This window comes from Pseudomonas hefeiensis (genome assembly GCF_030687835.1).
Classification (GTDB): domain Bacteria; phylum Pseudomonadota; class Gammaproteobacteria; order Pseudomonadales; family Pseudomonadaceae; genus Aquipseudomonas; species Aquipseudomonas hefeiensis.
Map to the genome: position 1 here is coordinate 2,695,634 of NZ_CP117449.1, position 22,825 is coordinate 2,718,458.

At 60.4% G+C, this 22,825-nt stretch carries 22 protein-coding genes and 1 pseudogene; 18 read left to right on the plus strand and 5 right to left on the minus strand.

Going from position 1 to position 22,825, the window contains the following annotated elements; genetic code table 11:
• Positions 1 to 32 precede the first annotated feature (32 nt).
• Genes PSH57_RS11880 through PSH57_RS11935 form a run of 12 tightly spaced genes read left to right on the plus strand, consistent with a single transcriptional unit; the run spans position 33 to position 9,041 of the window.
• Positions 33 to 1,739 carry a GspE/PulE family protein gene (locus tag PSH57_RS11880; RefSeq protein WP_305389669.1) on the plus strand — a complete coding sequence of 569 codons (1,707 nt, stop codon included), beginning with the start codon at positions 33 to 35 and terminating at the stop codon, positions 1,737 to 1,739.
• Positions 1,720 to 2,523 (plus strand): hypothetical protein, encoded by an 804-nt coding sequence (locus PSH57_RS11885; protein ID WP_305389670.1) that lies wholly within the window; start codon positions 1,720 to 1,722, stop codon positions 2,521 to 2,523. The genes PSH57_RS11880 and PSH57_RS11885 overlap by 20 nt, the downstream gene beginning before the upstream one ends.
• Position 2,524: 1 nt before the next feature.
• A complete protein-coding gene (locus PSH57_RS11890) occupies positions 2,525 to 3,070 on the plus strand; it encodes a PilN domain-containing protein (protein WP_305389671.1) in 546 nt (181 codons plus the stop codon).
• Positions 3,057 to 3,605, plus strand: coding sequence for a GspMb/PilO family protein (locus tag PSH57_RS11895; protein ID WP_305389673.1), 549 nt, complete (start codon positions 3,057 to 3,059; stop codon positions 3,603 to 3,605). Before PSH57_RS11890 ends, PSH57_RS11895 begins: the two co-directional genes overlap by 14 nt.
• Entirely contained in the window at positions 3,605 to 4,123 is a 519-nt protein-coding gene (locus PSH57_RS11900; RefSeq protein ID WP_305389674.1) for a hypothetical protein, read from the plus strand. Before PSH57_RS11895 ends, PSH57_RS11900 begins: the two co-directional genes overlap by 1 nt.
• Positions 4,120 to 5,970, plus strand: coding sequence for a secretin N-terminal domain-containing protein (locus tag PSH57_RS11905; RefSeq protein WP_305389675.1), 1,851 nt, complete (start codon positions 4,120 to 4,122; stop codon positions 5,968 to 5,970). Before PSH57_RS11900 ends, PSH57_RS11905 begins: the two co-directional genes overlap by 4 nt.
• 2 nt (positions 5,971 to 5,972) lie before the next feature.
• Entirely contained in the window at positions 5,973 to 6,446 is a 474-nt protein-coding gene (locus PSH57_RS11910; protein WP_305389677.1) for a type II secretion system protein, read from the plus strand.
• A 4-nt stretch (positions 6,447 to 6,450) separates the two neighbouring features.
• Positions 6,451 to 6,825 (plus strand): type II secretion system protein, encoded by a 375-nt coding sequence (locus tag PSH57_RS11915; protein WP_305389679.1) that lies wholly within the window; start codon positions 6,451 to 6,453, stop codon positions 6,823 to 6,825.
• Complete coding sequence (locus PSH57_RS11920) at positions 6,800 to 7,339, plus strand: type II secretion system protein (protein ID WP_305389681.1); 540 nt, start codon at positions 6,800 to 6,802, stop codon at positions 7,337 to 7,339. The genes PSH57_RS11915 and PSH57_RS11920 overlap by 26 nt, the downstream gene beginning before the upstream one ends.
• Entirely contained in the window at positions 7,336 to 7,728 is a 393-nt protein-coding gene (gene csgE / locus PSH57_RS11925) for a curli production assembly/transport protein CsgE (protein ID WP_305389683.1), read from the plus strand. Before PSH57_RS11920 ends, csgE begins: the two co-directional genes overlap by 4 nt.
• Positions 7,725 to 8,144: a curli assembly protein CsgF gene (locus tag PSH57_RS11930; RefSeq protein ID WP_305389684.1), complete on the plus strand. Its 420-nt coding sequence runs from the start codon at positions 7,725 to 7,727 to the stop codon at positions 8,142 to 8,144. Before csgE ends, PSH57_RS11930 begins: the two co-directional genes overlap by 4 nt.
• A 30-nt stretch (positions 8,145 to 8,174) precedes the next feature.
• Positions 8,175 to 9,041 (plus strand): CsgG/HfaB family protein, encoded by an 867-nt coding sequence (locus tag PSH57_RS11935; RefSeq protein WP_305389686.1) that lies wholly within the window; start codon positions 8,175 to 8,177, stop codon positions 9,039 to 9,041.
• A gap of 330 nt (positions 9,042 to 9,371) precedes the next feature.
• Here the strand turns inward: PSH57_RS11935 and PSH57_RS11940 are convergent, their stop codons facing one another.
• The 4 genes and pseudogenes from PSH57_RS11940 to PSH57_RS11955 form a co-directional block, all read right to left on the minus strand.
• Positions 9,372 to 10,820, minus strand: coding sequence for a curlin (locus PSH57_RS11940; protein ID WP_305389688.1), 1,449 nt, complete (start codon positions 10,818 to 10,820; stop codon positions 9,372 to 9,374).
• Between the two features lie 27 nt (positions 10,821 to 10,847).
• Positions 10,848 to 11,309 (minus strand): curlin, encoded by a 462-nt coding sequence (locus PSH57_RS11945; protein WP_305389689.1) that lies wholly within the window; start codon positions 11,307 to 11,309, stop codon positions 10,848 to 10,850.
• A 60-nt stretch (positions 11,310 to 11,369) separates the two neighbouring features.
• Positions 11,370 to 13,617, minus strand: a pseudogene (locus tag PSH57_RS11950) (Ig-like domain-containing protein).
• Between the two features lie 35 nt (positions 13,618 to 13,652).
• On the minus strand, positions 13,653 to 14,999 hold the full coding sequence (locus PSH57_RS11955; protein ID WP_305416611.1) for a hypothetical protein: 1,347 nt from the start codon (positions 14,997 to 14,999) through the stop codon (positions 13,653 to 13,655).
• Positions 15,000 to 15,287: 288 nt separating this feature from the next.
• On the opposite strand from PSH57_RS11955, the gene PSH57_RS11960 reads away from it, so the two are divergent.
• The 3 genes from PSH57_RS11960 to PSH57_RS11970 all read left to right on the plus strand — a co-directional run bounded on the left by PSH57_RS11960 (position 15,288) and on the right by PSH57_RS11970 (position 20,036).
• Positions 15,288 to 16,736: a sensor histidine kinase gene (locus PSH57_RS11960; RefSeq protein ID WP_305389691.1), complete on the plus strand. Its 1,449-nt coding sequence runs from the start codon at positions 15,288 to 15,290 to the stop codon at positions 16,734 to 16,736.
• Between the two features lie 404 nt (positions 16,737 to 17,140).
• Positions 17,141 to 18,637: a sensor histidine kinase gene (locus tag PSH57_RS11965; RefSeq protein WP_305389692.1), complete on the plus strand. Its 1,497-nt coding sequence runs from the start codon at positions 17,141 to 17,143 to the stop codon at positions 18,635 to 18,637.
• Positions 18,606 to 20,036 (plus strand): sigma-54-dependent transcriptional regulator, encoded by a 1,431-nt coding sequence (locus PSH57_RS11970; protein WP_305389693.1) that lies wholly within the window; start codon positions 18,606 to 18,608, stop codon positions 20,034 to 20,036. Before PSH57_RS11965 ends, PSH57_RS11970 begins: the two co-directional genes overlap by 32 nt.
• Here PSH57_RS11970 and PSH57_RS11975 read toward each other — a convergent pair.
• On the minus strand, positions 20,027 to 20,422 hold the full coding sequence (locus tag PSH57_RS11975) for a hypothetical protein (protein ID WP_305389694.1): 396 nt from the start codon (positions 20,420 to 20,422) through the stop codon (positions 20,027 to 20,029). The two genes, PSH57_RS11970 and PSH57_RS11975, sit on opposite strands and share 10 nt — an antisense overlap.
• Positions 20,423 to 20,865: 443 nt before the next feature.
• Here PSH57_RS11975 and PSH57_RS11980 point away from each other — a divergent pair, with 443 nt between their 5' ends.
• From PSH57_RS11980 to PSH57_RS11990, 3 genes are all read left to right on the plus strand, one after another.
• Entirely contained in the window at positions 20,866 to 21,291 is a 426-nt protein-coding gene (locus PSH57_RS11980; protein ID WP_305389695.1) for a YciI family protein, read from the plus strand.
• Positions 21,292 to 21,314: 23 nt separating this feature from the next.
• Positions 21,315 to 21,722, plus strand: coding sequence for a VOC family protein (locus tag PSH57_RS11985; protein WP_305389696.1), 408 nt, complete (start codon positions 21,315 to 21,317; stop codon positions 21,720 to 21,722).
• Between the two features lie 399 nt (positions 21,723 to 22,121).
• Positions 22,122 to 22,790, plus strand: a complete 669-nt coding sequence (locus PSH57_RS11990; protein ID WP_305389697.1) for a GntR family transcriptional regulator — start codon at positions 22,122 to 22,124, stop codon at positions 22,788 to 22,790.
• Positions 22,791 to 22,825: the final 35 nt, after the last annotated feature.

The following is a 22,825-nucleotide window of genomic DNA, read 5'->3' on the forward strand; positions in this document are numbered from 1 at the left end:
GGCTCAAAGCCCCCGGCGTTGGAGAGCATGCCATGGACCGTCTATCCCTTGCCGTAGAACCGGCGCTGTTGGAATGTGTACCGTCTCGCTTTTGCAGTGAACAACTGGCCCAGGCCCGGGTCCGGGCAACCCATTCCGGCGAGCGGGTCCTGGAGGCCCTCGGGGTGTTGTGCGAGCTGGCCCCCATGCCCTTCATCCAGTGCCTGGGCGCTACCCTGCATTATCCGGTGCTCGACACCGATACCCTGTTTCAAGCCACCCCGGTGTTCGACCGGGTCACCCTGGCTCAATGCCTCAAGCGCGAATTCATCCTGCTGCGCCACAACGATGCGGTCATCGGTGTGTTTGCCGACCCGTTCGACTCGGCTCGTCTGGCCTGGATCGACGACTGCCTGCACGGCGCGCCGCTATACCTGGTGCATGCCGACGACCTGAAAGCTTATCTGGCACGTCACGAAGAGAGCTTCCACGCCGTGGAATCGCTCAACGCCCAGGCCGACGCCAATGTCGAAACCGATACCCTGCAAAGCCTGTCCCTGACCAGCATCAGCGAAGACGCCAGCGTGGTGGTCAAGCTGGTCAACTCGACCCTCTACGACGCGCTGAAAATACACGCCAGCGACATCCACCTGGGCACCACCGGCAGCGGCCTGGTGATCAAGTACCGGATCGACGGCGTGCTGAACAGCATCAGCAAAATCCAGGGCAGCGAGTTCGCCGAGCAGGTGATCTCCCGGGTCAAAGTCATGGCTGAACTGGACATCGGCGAAAAACGCGTGCCTCAGGATGGTCGCTTCAAGATCGGTATCAGCGGCCGGCAGATCGACTTCCGGGTATCGATCATGCCGAGCATTTTTGGCGAAGACGCGGTGCTGCGGGTGCTCGACAAACAGGACCTGGCGGACAAAGTCAGCGGCGTGCAATTGCAGGCCCTGGGCTTTGAAGATGATACCCTGCGCCAGTTGCGCCGGTTGGCCGCCGAACCCTACGGCATGGTGCTGGTGACCGGCCCGACCGGCAGCGGCAAGACCACCACGCTCTACGCCATGATCACCGAGATCAACCACGGTGTGGACAAGATCATCACCATTGAAGACCCGGTGGAATACCAACTGCCGGGCGTGCTGCAAATCCCGGTTAATGAAAAGAAAGGCCTGACCTTTGCCCGTGGCCTGCGCTCGATCCTGCGCCATGACCCGGACAAGATCATGGTCGGTGAAATCCGCGACCCCGATACGGCGCAGATCGCCGTGCAATCGGCGCTGACCGGACACCTGGTATTCACCACCATTCACGCCAACAACGTGTTCGATGTGATCGGCCGATTTACTCAGATGGAAATCGATCCCTACAGCCTCGTCTCGGCCCTTAACGCCGTGTTGGCCCAGCGGCTGATCCGCCTGGTATGTACCAGTTGCAGCGCCCCGATCACCCCGACCGACGAAGAATTGCGCCTCTGCGGGCTCGATCCACAGAAGGTCGATCATTACCACTTCGTCCACGGCAAAGGCTGCGGCCATTGCCGGGGTACCGGTTATCGCGGGCGCACCGCGATTGCCGAGCTGCTGCACCTGGACGACGAACTGCGGCAAATGATCGTCGAGCGCCAACCCGTTTCGAAAATCAAGGCACACGCTTGCAAACGTGGTTTGCGCTTGTTGCGCGAGTCGGCGCTGGAACTGGTTGCTGATGGGCGGACCACGCTCGAGGAGATCAATCGTGTCACTTTTGTCTCGTGATCGTTATGTCGCCGTGCTCGGCGCCAGTGGTGTCGGCCTGGGCCAGCGCAAAGGTGATGACACCCTGTGGCTGGGCAGCGTCGGCTGTATCGACGAAGGTTTCCACGCCTGGACCGTCGCCCTGGAAACCCTCGACCGTTTGCTCGGCGAACACGCGTCGGTCGGTGCGCAACTGAGCGTTGTGGTCTCCGGTCACTTCAGCCGCTTCTGCCTGGTGCCCTGGAGCGAACAAATCACTAGCCCCGACGAGCAGCTCGGGTTTGCCCAACTGTGTTTCGAAGACCTCTACGGCGTACCGGCCCAGCCCTGGGACATGGTGCTGTCGGCCGAACCTGCGGGTTACGACCGGATCGCCACGGCGCTGCCGCAAGATTTGCTGGTGCGTCTGCGCCGCCTGGTCAGCGATCGTGGCCTGCGCCTGCGTTCGGTGCAGCCGTATCTGATGGCGGCGTTCAATCACTTCGATAAAAGCCTCGACGCCGGCGACTTCCTGTTTGTGGTCGCCGAGCCGGTGCGCAGCGTCCTGCTGCTGGCCAGGGAAGGGCGCTGGACCTCGGTGCGTTCGGCGGGCAGCAGCGACAGCGACGCCGCGTTGAACGCGCTGATCGGCCGTGAACGCCAGTTGCAGGCCTCCACCAGCGAGCGCCCGCTGAACGTTTACCTGCACGCGCCCGCCCGCATCGAGGTGCAGCCCGACGTACCCGGTGTGCACCTGCGCACTCTCGAAGAAGACCGGACCGCCGTACACGATTACTTGTACTTGATGTCCCGGGCGGTTGCCTGACATGCGCGCCCTGATGCTCGACTTTCAGCCGCACCGTCGCTCGGGCCGATTGGGTTGGAGCCTGCTGGCGGGCGGCGTGGTGCTGCTGGTGGGGTGTTTCGTCGCCCAGCAGAACGTCGCCGAACAGGCCTGGCAACAGCAAGGCCATCTGCAAAACGCCCAACGCGAACTCACCGGCGACACCGGCAGTAAAGTCACCCTGAGCCCGGCCGAAACCCGCGAACAAGCCCAGAACCTGGCGGAAATGCGCAAGGTCTCTCAGCAGTTGCGTCGGCCCTGGGAACGCCTGTTCGCCATGCTTGAAGCCATGCCCCGTGACAACATTGCCTTGCTGACTCTAACCCCGGATGCCCGCAAGGGCCAGGTGCGCATCAGCGCCGAAGCACGGGATCTGGAAGCGATGCTCGACTTCCACCAGCGCCTCGAAGCCAGCGATGAACTCTCTGATGTGTCGCTGCTCAGCCACGAAATCGTCGTGAAATCGCCGGAGCAACCGGTGCAATTCAACCTGTCGGCTAGCTGGGAGATCGGCGATGCGAATCCCTAGATTGATCGTCCACGAATACCTCCAAGGCCTGGGCGTGCCAGGTCTGGCAGGCTTGGCGATATTGCCGCTGGCGCTGGTCTGGGCCCTGGGTGGCGTAATGCCGGACTGGAGGTCGTTGCAAACCCTCAGCCAGCAGACCCGTGAAGCCGGCGAGTACCTGGCCAAGGTTGAAGACGGCAGTGTCGCCGCCCCGGTGGTGCCGCAGCGTCAGCTCGATGACTTCCGCAGCAAGTTGCCGTCGCAGCCCCAAGCCACCGTGGCCATCGAGAAGATCTACGCGCTGGCAGCCCAGGAGCACATCACCCTGGCCCGCGGTGAATATTCACTGGGTATCGACCCCAAGACTCATCTGGCGCGTTATCAGATTCTGCTGCCGGTACGCGGCAGCTACCCGCAGTTGCGGCGTTTCCTGCACGCGTTGCTCGGCCAGTTGCCAGCCGTGGTGGTGGAGGACGTGGAGTTTCAGCGTAAAAAAATCGCCGATACCAACCTGACCGGGCGAATTCGCATGACCCTATACCTGTCGAGGTCATGATGATTACCAAACGCGCAGTGGGTTGGGTGGCGTTCTTCGGTGTGGCCGCGGCGCTGACCTGGGGGCCTGAGTACTTCATGCCGGCGGACGAAACCGATGCGACGGTTGCGATCGCTGCTACGCCCGCCAAAAGCACAACCCGCGGCACGCTACCGGCCGCTTCAGCCAGTGGCAAACCTGCAGTGATCAAGGACCTGAGCCCGTCTGGCGACCTGTTCGCCGCCCGTAGCTGGAAGGCTACACCGACACTGGCCACCGTTACCGAACAGCCCGTCAACCAAACCCCGGTGGTGCAAGTCCCCAGCGCACCGCCGATGCCTTTCCAGTTCGTCGGCAAGCTCCATGACCGTTCCGACCTGCAAGTGTTCTTGCAGAGCGGCGAAAAAATATACGTCGTGCGCAAAGGGGATGTGATCGACGACACCTGGCGGATCGAGGGGATTTCCGATGTGGAACTCAGCTTTGTCTACCTGCCTTTGCATTTGTCCCAGACCTTGTCTGTGGGGAGCACGCAATGATCAGATCATGCCGTAATACGATAGGAGCGCTGATGAGCCTTTGCCTGTGTGCAGGGCTGGCTGCATGCAGCTCGGCGCAGGTTGCCAAAGAGGAGGGGAGCGACCTGATGGAGTCGGGGCAGTACGAAGCCGGCCTGGCACGTATTGAGCAAGGGCTGAGGGAAAATCCTCGCGACACCGAGCTGCACCTGGCCCTGACCAGCGGCCGTGCCCGTGCAGTGACGGCGCTGTTGACCCAGGGCGACATGGATCGCGCCCAGCGTGATTTCGCTTCGGCACGCATCGCGTATAGCCGGGTGTTGACCCTCGAACCCAACAACCGCCGGGCCCAGGATTCCCTGCGCCAACTCGAACACATGCGCAGTCTCGATGACAAACTCGAACTGGCCCGGGGCGACCTGCGTCGCGGCGACATCTACGGCGCCGATCGCCAGGTCAAACAGATCCTCGAACTTGACCCCAAGAGTGAAGGCGCCTTGGAGTTGCAAAGCAATATCCGTCTGGTGCAAAGCCGCAACGTGATCGCTTACCCGCAACTGCGCACCCGTCTCGACCGGCCGGTGACCCTGGAGTTTCGCGACGCCAATCTGAAAACAATTTTCGAAGTGCTGTCCCAGGTCGCCGGTTTGAACTTCATCTTCGACAAGGACCTGCGCCCCGACATGAAAGCGACCATCTTCGTGCGAGACGTGCGCATCGAAGACGCCGTGGAACTGCTGCTGCAACAGAACCAGCTACATCAGAAAGTGGTGAACGAAAACACCTTGCTGATCTACCCGGACTCGCCGCAGAAGCTCAAGGATTATCAGGAGCTGGTGATGCGCACGTTCTACCTGACCAGCATCGATGCCAACACCGCGCTCAACATGATCAAGACCATGCTCAAGACCCGTGACGTGTTCGTCGATGAGCGCCTCAACACCCTGACCATGCGCGATACCGAAGACGCCGTGCGCATGGCCGAGAAACTGTTGCAATCGCAAGACCAGTCCAACCCGGAAGTGGTGCTGGAAGTGGAGGTGATGGAAGTCGCCACCCAACGCATCCTCGACCTTGGTTTGCAATGGCCGAATACCTTCGGCGTGGTCAACAGCGACGGCTCGGCTGTGACCTTGCTCGATCAACTCAAAGGCATCAACTCCGGCCGGATCAGCATTTCGCCATCGCCGCAGGCCAAGATCAACGCCCAGGACAACGACATCAACACCCTGGCCAGCCCGGTGATCCGGGTCAGCAACCGTGAACAGGCGCGCATCCACATCGGTCAGCGTGTGCCGATCATTAGCGCCACCTCGGTACCCTCGACCCAGGGGCCGGTTATCACCGAGAGCGTCACCTACTTGGACGTTGGTCTGAAGCTTGAAGTGCAACCTACCGTGCATTTGAACAACGAAGTGGCGATCAAGATCGCCCTGGAAGTCAGTAATGCGACGCCGCTGGAACCGACCCGTCAAGGTACGATTCCGGTTCAGGTCGACACCCGTAACGCCCAGACCACCCTGCGTCTGCATGACGGCGAAACCCAGATCCTTGCCGGCCTGATGCGCAATGACCATGGCGCCACGGGCAACAAGATCCCGGGCCTTGGCGACATTCCCGGCTTTGGTCGGTTGTTCGGCAGCAACAAGGACACTGTCGGCAAGTCGGAACTGGTGCTCTCCATTACCCCACGGATCGTGCGCAACCTGCCGTATCAGAGCCCTTCGGACATGGAGTTCCCGACCGGCACCGAAACGAGCATGCACATCCAGGCGCCTGATCGCCGGATGCAAGCGCCGACTCAGAATGAACACCTCGAGCGGCCGGTTGCTGTCAACTCCACCGCTGTTGTCGTCGAGAAGCCTTGATCATGAACGCCTTGCAGCGTGGCTTTACCTTGATCGAAGTCGTGGTGACGCTGGCCCTGATCAGCCTGCTGGCGGGCATGGCCGCGCCTCTTACCGAAACCGTGGTGCGCCGGGGCAAAGAACAGGAATTGCGCACGGCGCTGTATCAGATCCGCGACGCCATCGACGCCTACAAACGCGCATTCGACGCCGGTTATATCGAAAAGTCGCTCAACAGCAGTGGCTATCCACCGAACCTGCACGTGCTGGTGGAAGGCGTGCGTGATGTGCGCAGCACCAAAGGTGCCAAGTTCTACTTTTTACGGCGTGTGCCGCATGACCCGCTGACGCCGGTCAAACGTGACGACGACGGTGGTTGGGGCTTGCGCTCTTACGACAGCACGGCTCAGAACCCGCGGGAGGGCGAAGACGTCTTTGACGTTTACTCCCATGCGCGCGGCAAGGGTCTCAACGGCATCGCCTACCGAGAGTGGTGAAATCATGCATCGGGAGAAGGGTTTTACCCTGCTGGAACTGATGGTGGTCATGGCAATCATCGCGACCCTGATGACCATCGCCTTGCCGCGTTATTTCAACAGCCTCGAGGCCTCGAAAGAAACCACACTGCGCCAGAGTTTGTCGGCCATGCGCGAAGCCCTGGATCACTACTACGGCGACACCGGGCGCTATCCCGATTCCCTGGAGCAACTGGTGGAGCAGCGCTACTTGCGCAACCCGCCGATGGACCCGATCTCCGAACGCAAGGACCTCTGGGTTCTGGTCGCGCCGCCGGATGGCGTACCAGGCGGGGTTGCCGATATCAAAAGCGGTGCCGCAGGGAGGGCGCGTGATGGCAGCCTTTATTCCGAGTGGTAAGCCCGCCAGCGAGGCCGGGTTCACTTACCTGGGCGTGTTGTTTCTGATCATGTTGATTGGCATGGGCCTGGCCAGCGCCGGTGAGCTGTGGTCAACCGCCTCACGCCGCGATCGCGAACGTCAGTTGCTGTGGGTCGGTACTCAATACGCCCAGGCATTGCGCAGTTATTACCGCAGTTCGCCGGGGCTGGCGCAGTACCCGAAAGAGCTTGAAGACCTGTTGCAGGACGAGCGTTTTCCAACGCCTAAACATCATATTCGCCAGCTGTACCCCGACCCGATTGGTGGCGGTGAATGGACCTTGATGCGCGGTTTCGATGGGCGCATCACTGGCCTCAGCAGTCCTGCCACGGACCTGCCGCTCAAGCAGTCGGATTTTCCCAGCCAGTGGTCGGACTTCACCGGCATGACGAGCTACAAGGACTGGCAGTTCGTGGCCGAGAAAGCCTTCCTCGATGGTGCCTCGGGTCCGGTGAAAAGCCAGTCCGGATCGCCTCAGGCAGTGTCGCCATGAACCGCCCATGGCTGTCGGCCCTGATCCTCGGGTGTGTGGCGATGTTCGTGAACGCTAGCGAGGAGGACGAAATGAAGGGCTTTATCGTCGATGACACCATCTCGCACATCGGCCACGACTTTTACTACTCGTTCAGTGAACGCCTGCGCGCCACCAGCCCGATGGATTTCAACCTGGTAGTACGCGAACGACCTTCGGCACGCTGGGGCAGCCTGGTGACCGTGGAATATCAGGAGCGACTGGTTTATCGGCGCTTCCTGCCACCGAACACCGTGGAACTCAAGGCCGAGGCCTATGACGCCGCCGACTGGGTTCGCAGACAGATTGTCCAGCACAAACTGGAAGCCTTGTTGCAGGACACCACGGACCTTGAGAGGGACGAATTATGAAAACGAAAACTGTCTCACGGAACCTCGGGCTCTGGTTGATCGGGCTGGGAAGTTGCAGCCTGGTGCAGGCCACAGAGCTGGTTTACACGCCCATCAACCCCTCGTTCGGCGGCAACCCGTTGAACGGCACCTGGTTGCTGAACAACGCTCAGTCGCAAAATGACTACGACGATCCAGACTTGAAAAACCGCACGTCGGTGGCCGGGGCTTCGGCGCTCGAACGCTTCACCAGCCAGTTGCAATCGCGACTGCTGGGGCAGTTGCTGGACAACATTTCCACAGGCAACACAGGGAGCCTGTCCACCGACGCTTTTATCGTCAATGTCGTCGACGACTCCGGAGCACTGACCATTGAAGTGACCGACCGAGCAACCGGTGAAATTTCGGAAATCCAGGTGAATGGGCTCGCCCCTTGACGGGGATCGGGTCGATGGGGAGAGACGGACATGAAAAAAATAATAACGCTGGGGCTGATGTTGGCGGCGTTGCAAGGGTGTAGCTTGCGCGAGCCTGTGGGCGCCGAGCAGGACACTGAAGCACCGACTCTGACACCTCGGGCTTCGACCTATTACGATTTGATCAACATGCCACGACCCAAGGGCCGGTTGATGGCGGTGGTGTACGGCTTCCGGGATCAGACCGGGCAGTACAAACCGACCCCGGCCAGTTCGTTTTCGACCAGCGTGACCCAGGGCGCGGCGAGCATGTTGATGGATGCGTTGCAGGCCAGCGGCTGGTTTGTGGTGCTAGAGCGTGAAGGACTGCAGAACCTGCTGACCGAGCGCAAGATCATTCGCGCTTCGCAGAAAAAGCCCAATACGCCAGTGAATATTCAGGGTGAACTGCCACCGTTGCAGGCGGCGAACCTGATGCTGGAGGGTGGGATCATTGCCTATGACACCAACGTGCGCAGTGGCGGGGAAGGGGCGCGGTACCTGGGGATCGATATTTCCCGGGAGTATCGGGTGGATCAGGTGTCAGTGAACCTTCGTGCGGTGGATGTACGCAGTGGGCAGGTGCTGGCGAATGTGATGACCAGCAAGACGATTTACTCGGTGGCCCGCAGTGCCGGGGTGTTCAAGTTTATCGAGTTCAAAAAGTTGCTTGAGGCTGAGGTCGGGTACACCACGAACGAGCCGGCACAGTTGTGTGTGTTGTCGGCGATCGAGGCGGCCGTGGGGCATCTTTTGGCCCAGGGAATCGAGCGGCATCTGTGGCAGGTGGCGGGGGATAACTCTTCACCTGATAACAATGCGACGCTGGATCGCTACCTGACTCAGAGCAAGGTTGTGCCTGAGGATGCGCAAGAGTGAACCGAGACGGCCTTTGACCTGGGTTCGAGCCTTCAGGTCTGCCGGGTTTTCCGTTTACCCCGGGTTCCGAACCGCCTGGAACTGCCCCCCTTCGCTTGGAACCGAATGAAGCAGTCTTAACTCCAAGACGCAGAGTGTCGGTGAGCACGGCTGCCGGGTTTGGATCTGCTCCGTAACCTCGCGCGAGCATGCTTTCTCGCCACAGTACGCGTTCATCAGGTCGACCGCGGGATCGTTCCAATGATGACCGCTTCAAGCTAGACACATCTCCATCAGGCAAAAAAAAACCGCGACCCATCCCCGAGGGCCGCGGTTTTCTTTGCCTTGCGATTACTGCTGCAGCACCGTCGCCAGGTTGTCAGCACCCATCTGTTGAATCGTTGCCGTCTGGGTCACGCCACTCTGATCGACACTGGCCGTGTTGCCGGTACCACCTTGCGTCACATACGCCACGTTCATGGTGTCGGCCTGTTTGACGGTGATCATGTTGTCGCTGCCATACAGCTGTGTGGTGAACGCCTGGTTGCCCGTGCCGGACTGGTCGAACTCGGTGGTGTTGCCGGTGCCGTTGGTGGTGCCCTGAGCCAGGTTGGTGGTGCCGCGCTGGTCGGCGATCAGGATGTTGTCACTGCCGTTCTGGTCGAAGTACAGCTCGTTGTAAGAGTCGGCCTGGCTGATTGTGGTTTTGTTGCCAGTGCCGGACTGGTTGGTGGTCATGATGTGCCCGGCGCCATCCTGTGTGAAGCTGGCGATGTTGCCGTTGCCCGCCTGGGTGACGGTCGCACGCTGATTGCTGCCGAATTGACCGCCCAGTTGCGGACCTTTCCAGTTACTGGCGTAGACCTTGTTTTCGGTTCCCTCGGAGGTGGCGTTCAGCACATGGCTGTCGCCGCTCTGGTAGGTGAAGTGCACGTTGCCGGTGCCTTGCTGGTACAGCGCAAGCACCGAGCCGACCGAGTCGAACTGATCGGCGTAGATGGCATTGACGTCGCCGACTTGCAGGACCTGGGCGTTGTTGTTTGCGCCGAAGCTCTGGTCGACCACGGTTTCGTTGGTTTGCCCGTACTGGTTGACGGTGGCTTCGCTGGCGGTTTGCCCACCTTGCCAGACTTCACTGGCGTTGAAGTCGCCGTACTGGTTGATGGTCATGATGCCGCCGTTGCCGTCGCGCTGGTCGCCATAGGCATAGTTGCCTTCGCCGGACTGGTTGATGCCGATCTCGCCGCCCATTTGCGCGATCTGTTCGGCGGTGCCGTAGTTGGCGGTGCCGGACTGGATGACCGTCGCGTTGTTGGCGATGCCCGGTTGAATCTGCTCGATATTGGCCTCGTTGGCGTCACCGACCTGGAAGGTCTGGCCTTTGGTGGCTTCCTGGCTTTCCTGATAGATGAACGAGAAGTTACCGCTGCCCTGCTGCTGTTGCAGCGCCTGGTTTTCACCCAGTCCGATCGACTGGCTGGCATGGCTGATGTTGAAAGTGCCGACCTGTGCCTGGACGATGGTGCTGCCGTTTTCGAACAGTTGCTCACCGTATCCGGCGTTGAAGTCGCCCACCTGATCCTGGGTGATGGTGCCGGTGGCGGTGTCCTGCACCGCCATGGCATCGTTACCCTGACCGAGTTGCTGTTGGGTTGCGGTACTGAACGGGGCCGCGGTCTGTTTCACTTCGGCAATGTTGGCGGTGCCAACTTGGGCCTGGGTGGAAACGCTGTCGTCGGCCAGTGCCTGGGCACTGATGATGACCAGTATGGCGGCGGTGAGGGGCGTCAGTTTGAACATGATGAAACCTCCAAGTGCTGCAGTGCTTTAACGATATTGTTTGACCGAAACGCTCATGCCATTTCCCGACTGGGTTACGGCGCTTGAAAGCCCCGTACCGGCCTGGTCGATGCGGGCGTCGTTGTTATTGCCGTTCTGGGAAATCTGCGCGCGGTTGTGGCTGCCGTTCTGCGTGATTGAGGCGGCGTTGCCGGAGCCTTGCTGGGTGATCATCGCCATGAGGTCGCTGCCTTGTTGCAGGATCCAGGCTTCCTGATGACTGCCCGACTGGACGATGGTGCCGAGCAACGACTGGCCGTTCTGTTGCACCAACGCCACGTTGGCTTGGCCGTTCTGGTCGATTAACGCGTGCTGGCCAACCAGTGGAGGCAACTCGCCGAGGTCGGCGGAGGGTGCCAGGTCGTCGTTCTCCATCAAATCGTCGGCGCGCACGCCTGCACTGCTGCAAAGCAGAAGCAGGCAGAGCAGGGCGGTGGTCGACGTTTTCATGGTGATGTCCTGTGGGGAGAGGCCGGCCCCACCCACCGAATCGGCGGGTGGGGCGAGGGCTCAGTTGGAGGTGACCGTCACGGTGCGCACGGTGCCTTGGGACGAGCGGATGGTTGCCGTCGGATTAGCGGACGGGATCACCGTGGTGCTGTTGTTCACCGACAACCTCCAGCGACCGGTCACTGGCACGGTGGTGCTGCCCAGCGTTACCAACCCGGTCGGGGTGGTGACCTGCACGGTGATGGTGTTGCCGGTGATCACCGATGAGGTGCCCGCAAAGTCCCAGGTGAAGCGGTTATTGGAGCGGGCCGATACAGCAGCCGTAGTCACGGTGAAGGTTTCCGCGGCAGGCCGTGGCGAGACTTGCACCGTGACCGTCGCCGGTGTCGACTGGGCGCCGAAGCTGTCCCGGGCGATGTAGGTGAAGGTCGTGGTGAAGGCCGTAGTGACCGTGGCCGGTGGGTTGTAGGTGATGACGGTGCCGTCGGTCGTGACGGTGCCGCGACCGGCTGTCGGTTGGGTCAGGCTGGCGACGGCGAGCGGCACGTTGCCTTCCGGATCGGTGTCGTTGGCCAGTACGTTGATCGATATCGACACGCCCAGGGTTGCGATGCTGTCGGCGACGGCCACCGGAGACTGGTTAGGCGTCACGGTGATGGTCACGGTCGCCGGAGCGGTCGAAGCCAGGCCTTTGACGTCCTGAGCCTTGTAGGTGAAGGTCGTTGTCAGCGGTGCATTGACCACGGCAGGCGGGGTGTAGACCACCGACGTCGTACCGCTCAATGCTACGGTGCCTTGCCCGGCCGCCGGCTGGGTCAGCGCAGTGATGCCTCAGCGGCGTGTCGCCGTCGGGGTCACTGTCGTTGGCCAGCAGGTTGAGGGTCAGCGGCACACCGAAGCTGGTGCTGCCGGTGTCGGCGACCGAGAGCGGCGCCTGGTTCTCACCGTTTTCCGGAGCAGTCCCGACCACCACAACAGGCTCGGTGTCACTGCCGCCGGAGGCGGATTTGACCGTGACGCTAGCCGGTGGCTGAGTCAGGTCGGCAATGGTCAGTTGTTGCAGGGTGCCGGATTTCGACAGACGTCCGTAACCCTGCACGACCATGTCTGGCACTGCCACTTCGTCGGACGAGGTGGCCTCGATCAGCAGGCTGTTATTGCTCCAGTTGTAGCGAGCGGTCTGAACTTTCACTACGTCGGTGACCTTGCTCGATACTGCCGTCGGCCGGGTGGTGCTGGCCGGGTTGGTGGCGGTGACCACCACCACCGAAGGCACGGTGGAGCCCGTCAGGCGCTGGCCGAAGAACTGGCCATTGTTGTCGCCGAGCATGTTGGTCAGGCAAGGGGTCTGCGGTGGTCCGGGCACAAGGGCCACGGTTTCACGAAAGCACAGGCTGGAGCCGTTGGTCGAATTGCCAAACACTTCGACCCGCGTACTGCTGGTGCCTGGGCCTGACGAAGTGCGGCGGTAGGTGGCGCGGCCGATTTCCACCGGGGTTTGCGCACGGTTGTCGAGGACTTTGCCGGACACGGTAAAGAGGGTGGTCTGGATGGTCCCGGCAGGGCCCTGCACACGCAGGAAGTTGTTATTGAACGGGCTGCCGGTGACTGCTTCGGTAAGGTTCGGATCGCCGACGTAAGTCTCGATGGAACCGGTGTCCGGGTTCACTTCGGTGTAGGGGCCGTTGACGCTGCGCAGGAAGGGCCCGATTTCCCCGTTGAGGGCACCCGAGAAATTGCCCGGTGCGCCAATGCCGATGTCGCGAGTGATGTTGATCGCCCGACGGCCCGGCGTGGTGACGTTGACCGTTTCCACCCCGTACGGGTGGGTGATGGTGTAGGTCCCGGCGACAGGCACGTTCACCCGCAGACGAATCCGCGCGAAGCTTGCCTGATCGCCGTCGACAGGGTTTTCCGCGGCGAAGGCCGCTTCGATCCCGGCCACATAAGCGTCGACGCCATAGCCGCCGACATCGGCGATAGTGGTTTCGGCGAGGAACCAGAACGTTTCCGGTGGCCAGTTATCCGGAAATACCATCGGCTGGGTGTCGTCGTAAACCCCGGGTTCCGGATTGAGGATGCACATGTAGGATGGCGCCCCCGGTGCGCCAGGCGCCCGTGAGCTGGTCGCCCGCGACTGGCACAGCTCCAGTGACAGCAGATTGTTGTCCTGATACCACATCGGGAATTTCCCGGTGGCGAAGGTGTAGGGGCCGGGGTCGACGGCATTGAGCTGCGCGAAAGCGCTGCCGGACAGCGATAGAGTCAGTCCCAGGGCGTTGAGCGCCAGGCGTGGCAATTTGTTCATGATGCCTCCTGATGAGGATCTGGGCATGAGTGCGTTCATTGCACGATGACCACTTCTTCGGTGTCGCTGCCGCCATTGGATGACGTCACTCGAACCTTGGCCGGTGGAATCGGCGAGATACCGGTCGCCAGGGATTTCACTGCGCCGTCGCCGCTGAGAGAGCCGATGGCAACACCTGTTCCGGAGGTGGCTGTGAGGACCGGTGGGGATGTCTCATCGCTGGTCGAAGCCACGATCGTGATCTGCCCGGTGCTCAGGCTGTACTGGGCCTGCGAGATCACCACCAGGTCAGTCAGCGCCATGGGTATCGTGGTCGGCGTGCTGGTGGGGATGGCCAAGTGGTTGTCGGCGGTCACCTGCAAGGTGCTCGGCAATGTCGGGTTGGTGGCGGACTGGGCGTACCAGTGGCCGGTTGTGTCGGCTTCGGTCAGGTTCAGCACCGGGCTGTTGCTGTCCAGGGTCACGGTGGCCGGTGGCGGCGGGGCCATGACGAATACGTCCTGCTGCGCCACCGGAGCGCTTTCACCGGCCTTGCGCGAGTAAGTGCTGCGCTCGGCAATGATCGGGGTGGGGCGAACCACCGTCGACAACTTGCCGGAAATGGCCATGACCGTCGTGCGCAAGTCCAGACCGTTAGGCCCTTCGATGCGGATGTAGTTGGTATTGAAAGGGCTGCCGGTAAAGGCTTCTTCCAGGTTCGGATCGCCAACGAATTGCTCGGCCGACCCGGTGACCGGGTTGGTCTCGGTGTAGGGGCCATTGACGCTGCGCAGGAACGGGCCGATGTCACTCTTGAGCGCGCCGTCGTAGGTTTTTGGCGTGCCGATGCCGATGTCGCGGGTCATGTTGATGGCGCGAGTTCCACCGGCGGGAACGTCAAAGATATCGACGCCGTAGGGGTGGGTGATGGTGTAGACGCCGGCCGTGGGTACGTCCACCCGAATGCGGATGCGGCCAAAACTGACCTGGTCGCCTTCTACCGGTTCTTCAGCGGCGAAGGCGGCCTCCACGGCGCTGACATAGGTCAGGTCGATGCCCCGTGCGGCATCGACGATTGAGCCGTCGCCGGTGAACCAGAACGCCTCATCGGGAAAGTTGCTCGGGAAAACGATCGGCTGCGTGTCGTCGAAAACGCCGGGGGTCGCACCCAACAGGCACATGTACGAAGGAGCGCCGGGAGCACTCGGGACCCGCGAACTGAGCGCCTTGGACAGGCACAGGTCGAGGGTTCGACCATGGGAGTCCTGATACCAGGCGGCGAACGAGCCGTTGGCGGGCACATAGGGGCCGGGGTCGACGGCAAACAGCGCTGCCTGGGCAACGCTTTGGGCGAGAGCGCTGACGACCAGGGCGGCCGCCGTTTTGGACAGTAAAGGGTGCATGAGTATTCCCTCTATCAGAGTACCTGCCCGTAGGGATGGGTCAGTTGAGAGGGCTTCGGCAACTTCCATACCAATCTTTCATTACGGCCGGCAGAGGCCCGTAGTAAAGGCGTGGAGCGCGCAAACGGCAGCACGGCGCCAAGCGCGGAAGCGGGCGACTGTCCCCACCATTGGGGGTGGCTGGGGGCAGTGGGTCAGGCGGGGGCTGGTGGGGGGGATAAAACCCGAAGTCGGGCAAAGGCCGGACAGTGGGCTATAACCCTATAGGGCGTTCCGGGGACAGCATCCATGACCAGTCAGGCCACAACCCTCCAGAAAGAAGAGGACGATATCCGCCTGAACTCGCGTCAGCAGCCGTTCAATCTACTGCGCTGGTTCTCGCTCATCAGCATGGCCGTGATCGGTACGGTGGCCGTGGCGCTGGGTGCGGTGTCCACGCGGTTCGTGATCACCGAGAGCGTGCAGCGCGATGCGTTGCTCACGTCCCAGTTCATTCAGGCGATTGCCTCGGCCGAGGTGCGCCATGTTTCGATCCCCAACGTGCGGACCATGGGCGAGTTGCTCGACCCGCGCAAGGACAGGGACTTTCCCGAGGTTGACCCCATGGCCCGCGCCAGTGCCCGCGGTGAGTTCCTCGACCATATCGAACACTTGCCAGACGTGATCCTGGCCAACATCTATGCCCCTGACCGCATGGTGATCTGGTCCACCAACCCGGCACTGGTGGGCACCACGATCCATGCCGACGAAGACCTGGACCAGGCCTTTTCTTCCAAGACTCCGGTGTCGGCCAGTTATCACAACGCCGACAAAAGCCGCATGGAGCAGAAGTTCATCACGCCCCCCGAGTACATCTTCATTGAGAACTACATTCCGCTGTTCGATGCCGATGGCGGGACGGTCACGGCGATGGTCGAGATCTACAAGGAACCCAAGGACTTGATCGAAAGAATGGAGCGCGGCCTGGTGCTGATCTGGCTGGCCACGATCCTGGGCGGCGGATTGATATATTTAGGGCTGTACTGGATCGTGAGCCGGGCAGCCATTTTGCTGGCGGCGCAACAAAAAAAACTGATCACCAACGAAACCTTCGTGGCGCTCGGGGAGATGTCCTCGGCGGTTGCCCATAGTCTGCGCAACCCGTTGGCGACCATCCGTTCCAGCGCCGAACTGGCCCTGGAGTTCGACAGTGGCCCGGCCCACAAGAACATCAACGACATCATCGGTCAGGTGGACCGCATGTCGAAGTGGATCAGGGAACTGCTGCAGTCGTTACGCCCGCTCAATGATGAGGCCGAGCCGGTGAACCTGGTGGCGGCGTTGCATGACAGCCTAATGGCCTTCGAACATCAGATTGCCAAGGCCGAAGTGAAGGTGGTGTTCGAGCCGCAGGAGACGCCGATGGTGTTGAGCCAGCAGGTGCAGCTCACGCAGATCCTCAACAGTTTGCTGGCCAACGCCGTGGAAGCGATGGACCGGGGCGGCACACTGACCATCACACTGGAGCCCACCGATACCCGGGGTATTTGCATGGTCGTGAGCGACACCGGCAAAGGCATGAACGAGGAACAGCGCAGCATGGCGTTCCGGCCTTTCTTCACCACCAAGCAAGGCGGGCTGGGTGTCGGGCTGATGTTGGTGAAGCGGATCATGGAACGTTTTGGCGGCGCGGTGGCCCTGGGCAGTCGGGAAGGCGAGGGAACCAGTGTCCGCCTGTTGTTCAAACGTATTCCCTGAAATGGGTGTGAACTTTCCCCGTTAGCGGGGACCAAGCCCCAGTCGTTTTGCCAGGTCGCGGTGCATTCATATTTATAACCCTTTGTTTTATTGAGCTTTAATACTTCTGTGTAAGTCTGTTGCAGATCTGGCGAGGTCTTTGCAAAACCACGACTACCCCCTTCAGAGAAATCGAGGCGGTTGGTGATGGACAGAAAAGCTCGGTACCTCTTCAAGCGGGTCGGCCTTCTAAGACCTTTGAGCGTCCTCCAGTGATAGATACCGATCTTCAGCAACCGCTGCACGCGGCGCAGTTGCAGTAGCGGCGAAATACTATCAATGAAGCCGTCAGCCATGATCAATGCCACCTACACTGATGCGAGGCATGGCTGAAAGGCTTGATGCAAGCATCCTGGAAAAGACCCATGCAGATACTGAAACAACAAAAAAAGGTACCTGCGCCGCACTCACCGGCAGCAGAAGGCCAGGGTCGAATTGGACAGTTCAATCTGCTGCGCTGGTTTTCGCTAGGAAGCTTTCTCATCATTGGTGCCGTGGCGCTGGGGTTGGGGTATGTGTCCACGCGATTTGTTGTCGATGAAAGCATTGAGCGTGATTCCATGCTGACTGCGCAATTCATTCAGGCAATCGGTGATGCAGAAATTCGCCACGCCGGCATCGCCTTGCAAAGAACCATGGGTGAAATGCTTGACCCCCGCGATGACAAAGCCTATCCCGATGTGAGCCCCGACTCCCGTGCCGCGGCCCGTATAGAGTTTCTCGATCATGTCGAACACTTGCCGGACACGCTGCTAGCGGTGGTGTACGCCTTGGATCGCACGGTGGTCTGGTCGACCAATCCACAAATGATCGGCATGCGCGTTGAAGGCGATGAAGAACTGGACGAGTCCTTTGAAATGAAGGAACCGGTCTCCACCAGCTATCACCAGGTCGACGAGGAGCGTCCCGAACAGATGCTGTTGCGAGCGCCCAAGTACCTGTTCATCGAAAACTACATCCCGATGTTCAATGCCGACAAAAGCAAGGTCATTGCCATGGTCGAGATCTACAAGGAGCCGGCGGATCTGGTGGCGCGCATCCAGCGAGGCTTCAAGGCGATCTGGGTGACGACCCTGCTCGGCGGCGCGGTGATCTACCTGACTCTGTTCTGGATCGTGCGACGCGCGTCCACGTTGCTGCAGAGCCAGCAGAAGCAGCTAATCACTAACGAGACCTTTGCCGCCCTGGGGGAAATGTCCTCGGCTGTCGCCCACAGCTTGCGCAATCCGCTGGCGAACATACGCTCCAGCGCCGAACTGGTCCAAGACATCGCCAGTCAGAGCGCCCAGAAAAACATCGGTGACATCATCAACCAGGTCGACCGCATGTCGCGCTGGGTCCGGGAGTTGCTGGTGTCGTTGCGGCCGATGAGCGACGACTCTGAAACGGTGGACCTGGTGTTGGCCATCGACGATACCCTGAGCGCTTTCGACGCGCTGATCCGACGTTCGCACGTGGAGGTGCGCTTCACGCCGCAGGCCTGCCCACCGGTTGTCAGTCAACATGTGCTGCTCATCCAGATTCTCAACAGCCTGTTTGCCAACGCCCTGGAGGCCATGCCCAAGGGCGGCACACTCAGCGTCGATATTGAACAACCCCGGTCGGGTCTAGTGCGGATGACCGTGAGTGATACCGGCAAAGGCATGAGCAAGCAGCAACAACAGATGGTCTTCAAGCCGTTTTTCACCACCAAACAGGGAGGCTTGGGCGTTGGCTTGGCCCTCGTCAAACGAATAATGGAGCGTTTCGAAGGCTCGGTAGAACTGACCAGCCAAGAGCAGGAGGGAACCCGCGTCAGTCTCAACTTCATCGTGGCAACGGGAGGGGACTATGGAACGCAGCATATTGCTGATCGAGGATGACGAACTCCTTGCTGAGAATATTCAGACCTACCTGGAGCGCAAAGACTTCGAGGTGACAGTCTGCCACTCGGCCGAGGACGCACTGGAGCAGTTGGTCACTATCGTGCCGGATGTGGTGCTGACCGATAACTCTCTGCCAGGCATGAGCGGTCACGATCTGATCCAAAAGCTGCGTATCAGCACACCGGACCTGAAAGTGATCATGATGACCGGCTACGGCAACATCGAAGATGCGGTGATGGCGATGAAAGAGGGCGCGTTCCATTACGTCACCAAACCGGTGGCCCTGCCGGAGCTCAAGCTGCTGCTAGACAAGGCCCTGGCCACTGACCGGATGGAGCGCACGCTGTCGTTCTATCAGGAGCGCGAGGCGCAGAAGTCAGGTGTACAGGCATTGATCGGCGAGTCGGCTCCGATGCAATACTTGAAAAGCACCATCGCCCAGTTGCTCGACGCCGAGCGTCGCATGGCCAACACCGATCTGCCGCCCGTGTTGGTGGAAGGCGAAACCGGCACCGGCAAGGAACTGGTGGCCCGCGCCCTGCATTTTGACGGCCCGCGTGCCAAAGGCCCGTTCATTGAATTCAACTGCGCATCGATTCCTTCCAACCTGGTGGAGTCGGAGCTGTTCGGCCACGAGAAGGGCGCGTTCACCGACGCCAAGGATCGTCGCGTCGGCCTGGTGGAAGCGGCCGATGGCGGGACGCTGTTTCTCGATGAGGTCGGGGAAATGGATCTGTTGCTGCAAGCCAAATTGCTCAAGCTGCTGGAAGACCGAACCATACGCCGGGTCGGCTCGGTGAAGGAGCGCAAAGTCGATTTGCGGGTCATCAGTGCCACCAATTGCAATCTCGAGCAAATGGTCCAGCAGGGCAAGTTCCGCCGCGACCTGTTCTTCCGTTTGCGCATCATCTCGATCAAAGTGCCGCGGCTGTATGCCAGAGGCGCCGACATCCTGGTGCTGGCGCAACACTTCCTGGCAATCCACGGTAAACGCTATGGCAAACCGCACCTGCACTTCAGCGATCAGGCTGAAGCCTTGTTGCTCGGTTACACGTGGCCGGGCAACGTGCGCGAGTTACGCAACATGCTTGAACAAACCGTGCTGCTGGCCCAGAGCGAGACCATCGCCGCCCACCAGTTGAACGTCTGCCTGAGCCTGGTGGATGAGCCAATGGCCTTTCAGCAGGAACCCCTACAGATCGATCCGCGTCCGGTCTACAACGGCAACGACTCCATGAACCTGCCAGAAGTGGAACGCGACATGGTGCGCAAGATGCTCGACAAGACCGACTGGAACGTCACCAAGTCCGCTCGGCTTCTGGGTCTGAGCCGCGACATGCTGCGTTACCGGATCGAAAAACTTGGCCTTGCACGCCCGGACAAGCGTCAATGGTAGGCAGCATGCGACCGGCCCTGGCGACTGAGACACGCCAGTAGGCAGGTGGGGTCGAGGACTTCTTCGTTTATGTAGACGCCGCGTTGCTCATCGTAGGAGCGGATGAACACCCGAACGGTAGCGTCCGCAACCGTTGGCAATCGTGAGTCGGAAAACTCATGCTGGCTGGCAATCGGAATGAAATCCTGCGGCGGTGCCGCGATATACGCGTGCGGTGGCACTGTACTGATGGACAACGGAACGGGGTGGGCGAAGGGTTGGTTCTCCCCATAGTACTGCAACTCACTGCTGTAATCAGTGGTGCTGGTCAGGCTTTCCTGCGCTTGAGCACTGCTGGTGACGGTCAGGTACAGGGCGAACACCAGCGTCAGATCGGTGTGTTTCATGGCGGCACCTGCGAAATCGTTTTTCTCGTGTTTCCCCAGGCCATTAACTATAGCTGCCCTGCGGGTACGCGTTTGCGATGCACCGTTTACACCTTTGCAACAATCGCCACTGTGAAGCCCCGCCAGAGGGCGTCGCACAAATATTGAGATCATCTCGCTTTTGGGATCAGGTGAACGATTTCCAAGCGATGAGCATTGTAGATGCGATATCGCCCCCCCACGCTCCGGCTCGTTGATCAAGCCCTTCTGCTCGCACAATCGAATAGCTTTTGGAGGGCCGTCGGTCAGCTCGGCGAGTCGCCCCTCATTTGAGGGGTAGATCAACTTAAGCGGGCCACCAGAAAAAATTGCGTCAGGCTGTCGATTTCGACCATTGCCATTCGATTAGTCCGTAGAGCCACCACAAGGGCGGCTTAAGCCATCCACTCTCAGGAGACAAGCGCATGCGATTTATGGTGATCGTCAAAGCCAGTCCGGAATCGGAAGCCGGACAGATGCCCAGCGAAGAATTGCTGGCCGCCATGGGCGCCTACAATGAGGAATTGGTCAAGGCCGGAGTGATGCTCGCCGGGGAGGGGCTGCATCCCAGTGTCAAGGGTGTGCGCGTGCAGTTTTCCGGCAAGAGCCGGACCGTCGTCGAGGGGCCTTTTGCGCAAACCAGGGAATTGATTGCCGGCTTCTGGATCTTCCAGGTCCAGTCGCTGCAGGAAGCCATCGAGTGGGTCAAACGCTGCCCGAATCCGATGATCAGTGACAGTGAAATCGAGATCCGCCAGATCTTCGAAGCCGAGGATTTTGGCGAAACCTTTACCCCCGAGTTGCGCGAGCAGGAAGAACGCTTGCGGGCGCAGTTGTCCAGTCAATCGTGAAGCCGACTACAGGAGATCCAAGCATGAAAATCATTCCTTACCTGACCTTCAACGGCCGCTGCAAGGAAGCCTTTGCGCTGTACAAGGACGTACTTGGCGGCGAGCTGTTTTCCATGTCCTTTGCCGAGGCGCCGGAGGACGTCGGCATGCCCAAGGACGCGGAGCTGATCATGCACACCTGCCTGACCGTGGGCAATTTCAGCCTGATGGCTTCCGACTGCCCGCCCGGCCAGCCGTATCGCCAGCCGCAAGGCGTGTCGGTTTCCCTCAACGTCGACAGCGTGGAGGAGGCCGAGCGGCTGTTCAATGGCTTGAGTGCAGGGGGCAACGTGCAGATGCCCTTGGCGAAGACCTTTTGGGCGGAGCGCTTCGCCATGTTTGAAGACCGTTTCGGGATTGCCTGGATGGTCAATTGCGAGGGCGGGAAATAGGTTGCTCGATCTCGCAGCGGTTTACTGGACAATCTAGAGGGAAAAGATCAGTACGAAGGTGCGCGCCATCCTAGACTGGAACTCCTGTCCGGTTGGTGCGCCATTCCGAATGGCCGCCGGGTTCAGCAATGCCCCCTGAGTCGGGATGCCTGGATCATCTACACCGCCTCTTCGCCCTCCTGTCCGGGAGTGTTACCTGGCTACCACTGTGCACAGTAATGGGCGTCGCTTGAGCCATTTGGTAGCACCTCTACCCAGTTGACGCCGGGCTCCTGCACGCCCCGTAGCAAGACCCTTTCCTTCAAATCAATCACTTGCACATCAATCCATTCAGTTGGCACGCATTCTGCTTTTTTGAATTTATGGATAATTGGATACAAAAATTCAGAAGGTACTGCCATGCAATTCGCGCCGAGTTACGTTGAACGCCCGCCGATGACGGCCGAGGAGGAGGCTTACAACTTCCTGCTGGACGCCATTTGCGGCGGGCGATTGCGCAAGGGTGACCGGCTGATCGCCGAAGACATCGCCAGCGAGATCGGTATGAGCCGGATGCCGGTACGCGAGGCGTTTCGTCGATTGGACGCCCAAGGCCTGGTGACCCTTCGGCCCAATCGTGGGGCCATTGTCAGTGGCCTGGATATCGATGAGTTGCACGAAGTCTTCGAGATGCGCAGCGTCCTTGAAGGCCTGGCAATCCGTGTCGCGGTAGCCAGGATAGGCGAGCGTCAATTCGCAGCCTTGGAGCGGCTGCTGGACGAGATGGACGACTACCGGGAGGAGAGCGCCGAGTGGGTCAGCCGGCATCGCGCCTTTCATGAATACCTGTGCAGCCTCAGCGGTCGCCCCCGGCTGCTGAAGCAGATCAGTGCTCTCTATTCCCTGATAGAGGCGCCCATGCGCCTGTGGCTGCAGCATGTGGAAAAACCCCTGAGTGCGCGCCAGGAACACGCGGTGATCCTCGACGCGATTCGTACTGGCGACGCCGATAAGGCCGAGGCAGTGGTGCGCGCGCACATCGAAGGCACCGTTCCTGAGTTGATCCAATTTCTGCAATCGAAAAAATAACCAGAGCGGGCCCCGAGCCTGCCGGTGTTTTGACT

Coding starts and splice junctions, on each gene's coding strand:
- PSH57_RS11880 (WP_305389669.1), top strand. CDS start 33: ATGGACCGTCTATCCCTTGCCGTAGAACCGGCGCTGTTGGAATGTGTA.
- PSH57_RS11890 (WP_305389671.1), top strand. CDS start 2,525: ATGCGCGCCCTGATGCTCGACTTTCAGCCGCACCGTCGCTCGGGCCGA.
- PSH57_RS11895 (WP_305389673.1), top strand. CDS start 3,057: ATGCGAATCCCTAGATTGATCGTCCACGAATACCTCCAAGGCCTGGGC.
- PSH57_RS11900 (WP_305389674.1), top strand. CDS start 3,605: ATGATTACCAAACGCGCAGTGGGTTGGGTGGCGTTCTTCGGTGTGGCC.
- PSH57_RS11905 (WP_305389675.1), top strand. CDS start 4,120: ATGATCAGATCATGCCGTAATACGATAGGAGCGCTGATGAGCCTTTGC.
- PSH57_RS11910 (WP_305389677.1), top strand. CDS start 5,973: ATGAACGCCTTGCAGCGTGGCTTTACCTTGATCGAAGTCGTGGTGACG.
- PSH57_RS11915 (WP_305389679.1), top strand. CDS start 6,451: ATGCATCGGGAGAAGGGTTTTACCCTGCTGGAACTGATGGTGGTCATG.
- PSH57_RS11920 (WP_305389681.1), top strand. CDS start 6,800: ATGGCAGCCTTTATTCCGAGTGGTAAGCCCGCCAGCGAGGCCGGGTTC.
- csgE (WP_305389683.1), top strand. CDS start 7,336: ATGAACCGCCCATGGCTGTCGGCCCTGATCCTCGGGTGTGTGGCGATG.
- PSH57_RS11930 (WP_305389684.1), top strand. CDS start 7,725: ATGAAAACGAAAACTGTCTCACGGAACCTCGGGCTCTGGTTGATCGGG.
- PSH57_RS11935 (WP_305389686.1), top strand. CDS start 8,175: ATGAAAAAAATAATAACGCTGGGGCTGATGTTGGCGGCGTTGCAAGGG.
- PSH57_RS11940 (WP_305389688.1), bottom strand. CDS start 10,820: ATGTTCAAACTGACGCCCCTCACCGCCGCCATACTGGTCATCATCAGT.
- PSH57_RS11945 (WP_305389689.1), bottom strand. CDS start 11,309: ATGAAAACGTCGACCACCGCCCTGCTCTGCCTGCTTCTGCTTTGCAGC.
- PSH57_RS11955 (WP_305416611.1), bottom strand. CDS start 14,999: ATGCACCCTTTACTGTCCAAAACGGCGGCCGCCCTGGTCGTCAGCGCT.
- PSH57_RS11960 (WP_305389691.1), top strand. CDS start 15,288: ATGACCAGTCAGGCCACAACCCTCCAGAAAGAAGAGGACGATATCCGC.
- PSH57_RS11965 (WP_305389692.1), top strand. CDS start 17,141: ATGCAGATACTGAAACAACAAAAAAAGGTACCTGCGCCGCACTCACCG.
- PSH57_RS11970 (WP_305389693.1), top strand. CDS start 18,606: ATGGAACGCAGCATATTGCTGATCGAGGATGACGAACTCCTTGCTGAG.
- PSH57_RS11975 (WP_305389694.1), bottom strand. CDS start 20,422: ATGAAACACACCGATCTGACGCTGGTGTTCGCCCTGTACCTGACCGTC.
- PSH57_RS11980 (WP_305389695.1), top strand. CDS start 20,866: ATGCGATTTATGGTGATCGTCAAAGCCAGTCCGGAATCGGAAGCCGGA.
- PSH57_RS11985 (WP_305389696.1), top strand. CDS start 21,315: ATGAAAATCATTCCTTACCTGACCTTCAACGGCCGCTGCAAGGAAGCC.
- PSH57_RS11990 (WP_305389697.1), top strand. CDS start 22,122: ATGCAATTCGCGCCGAGTTACGTTGAACGCCCGCCGATGACGGCCGAG.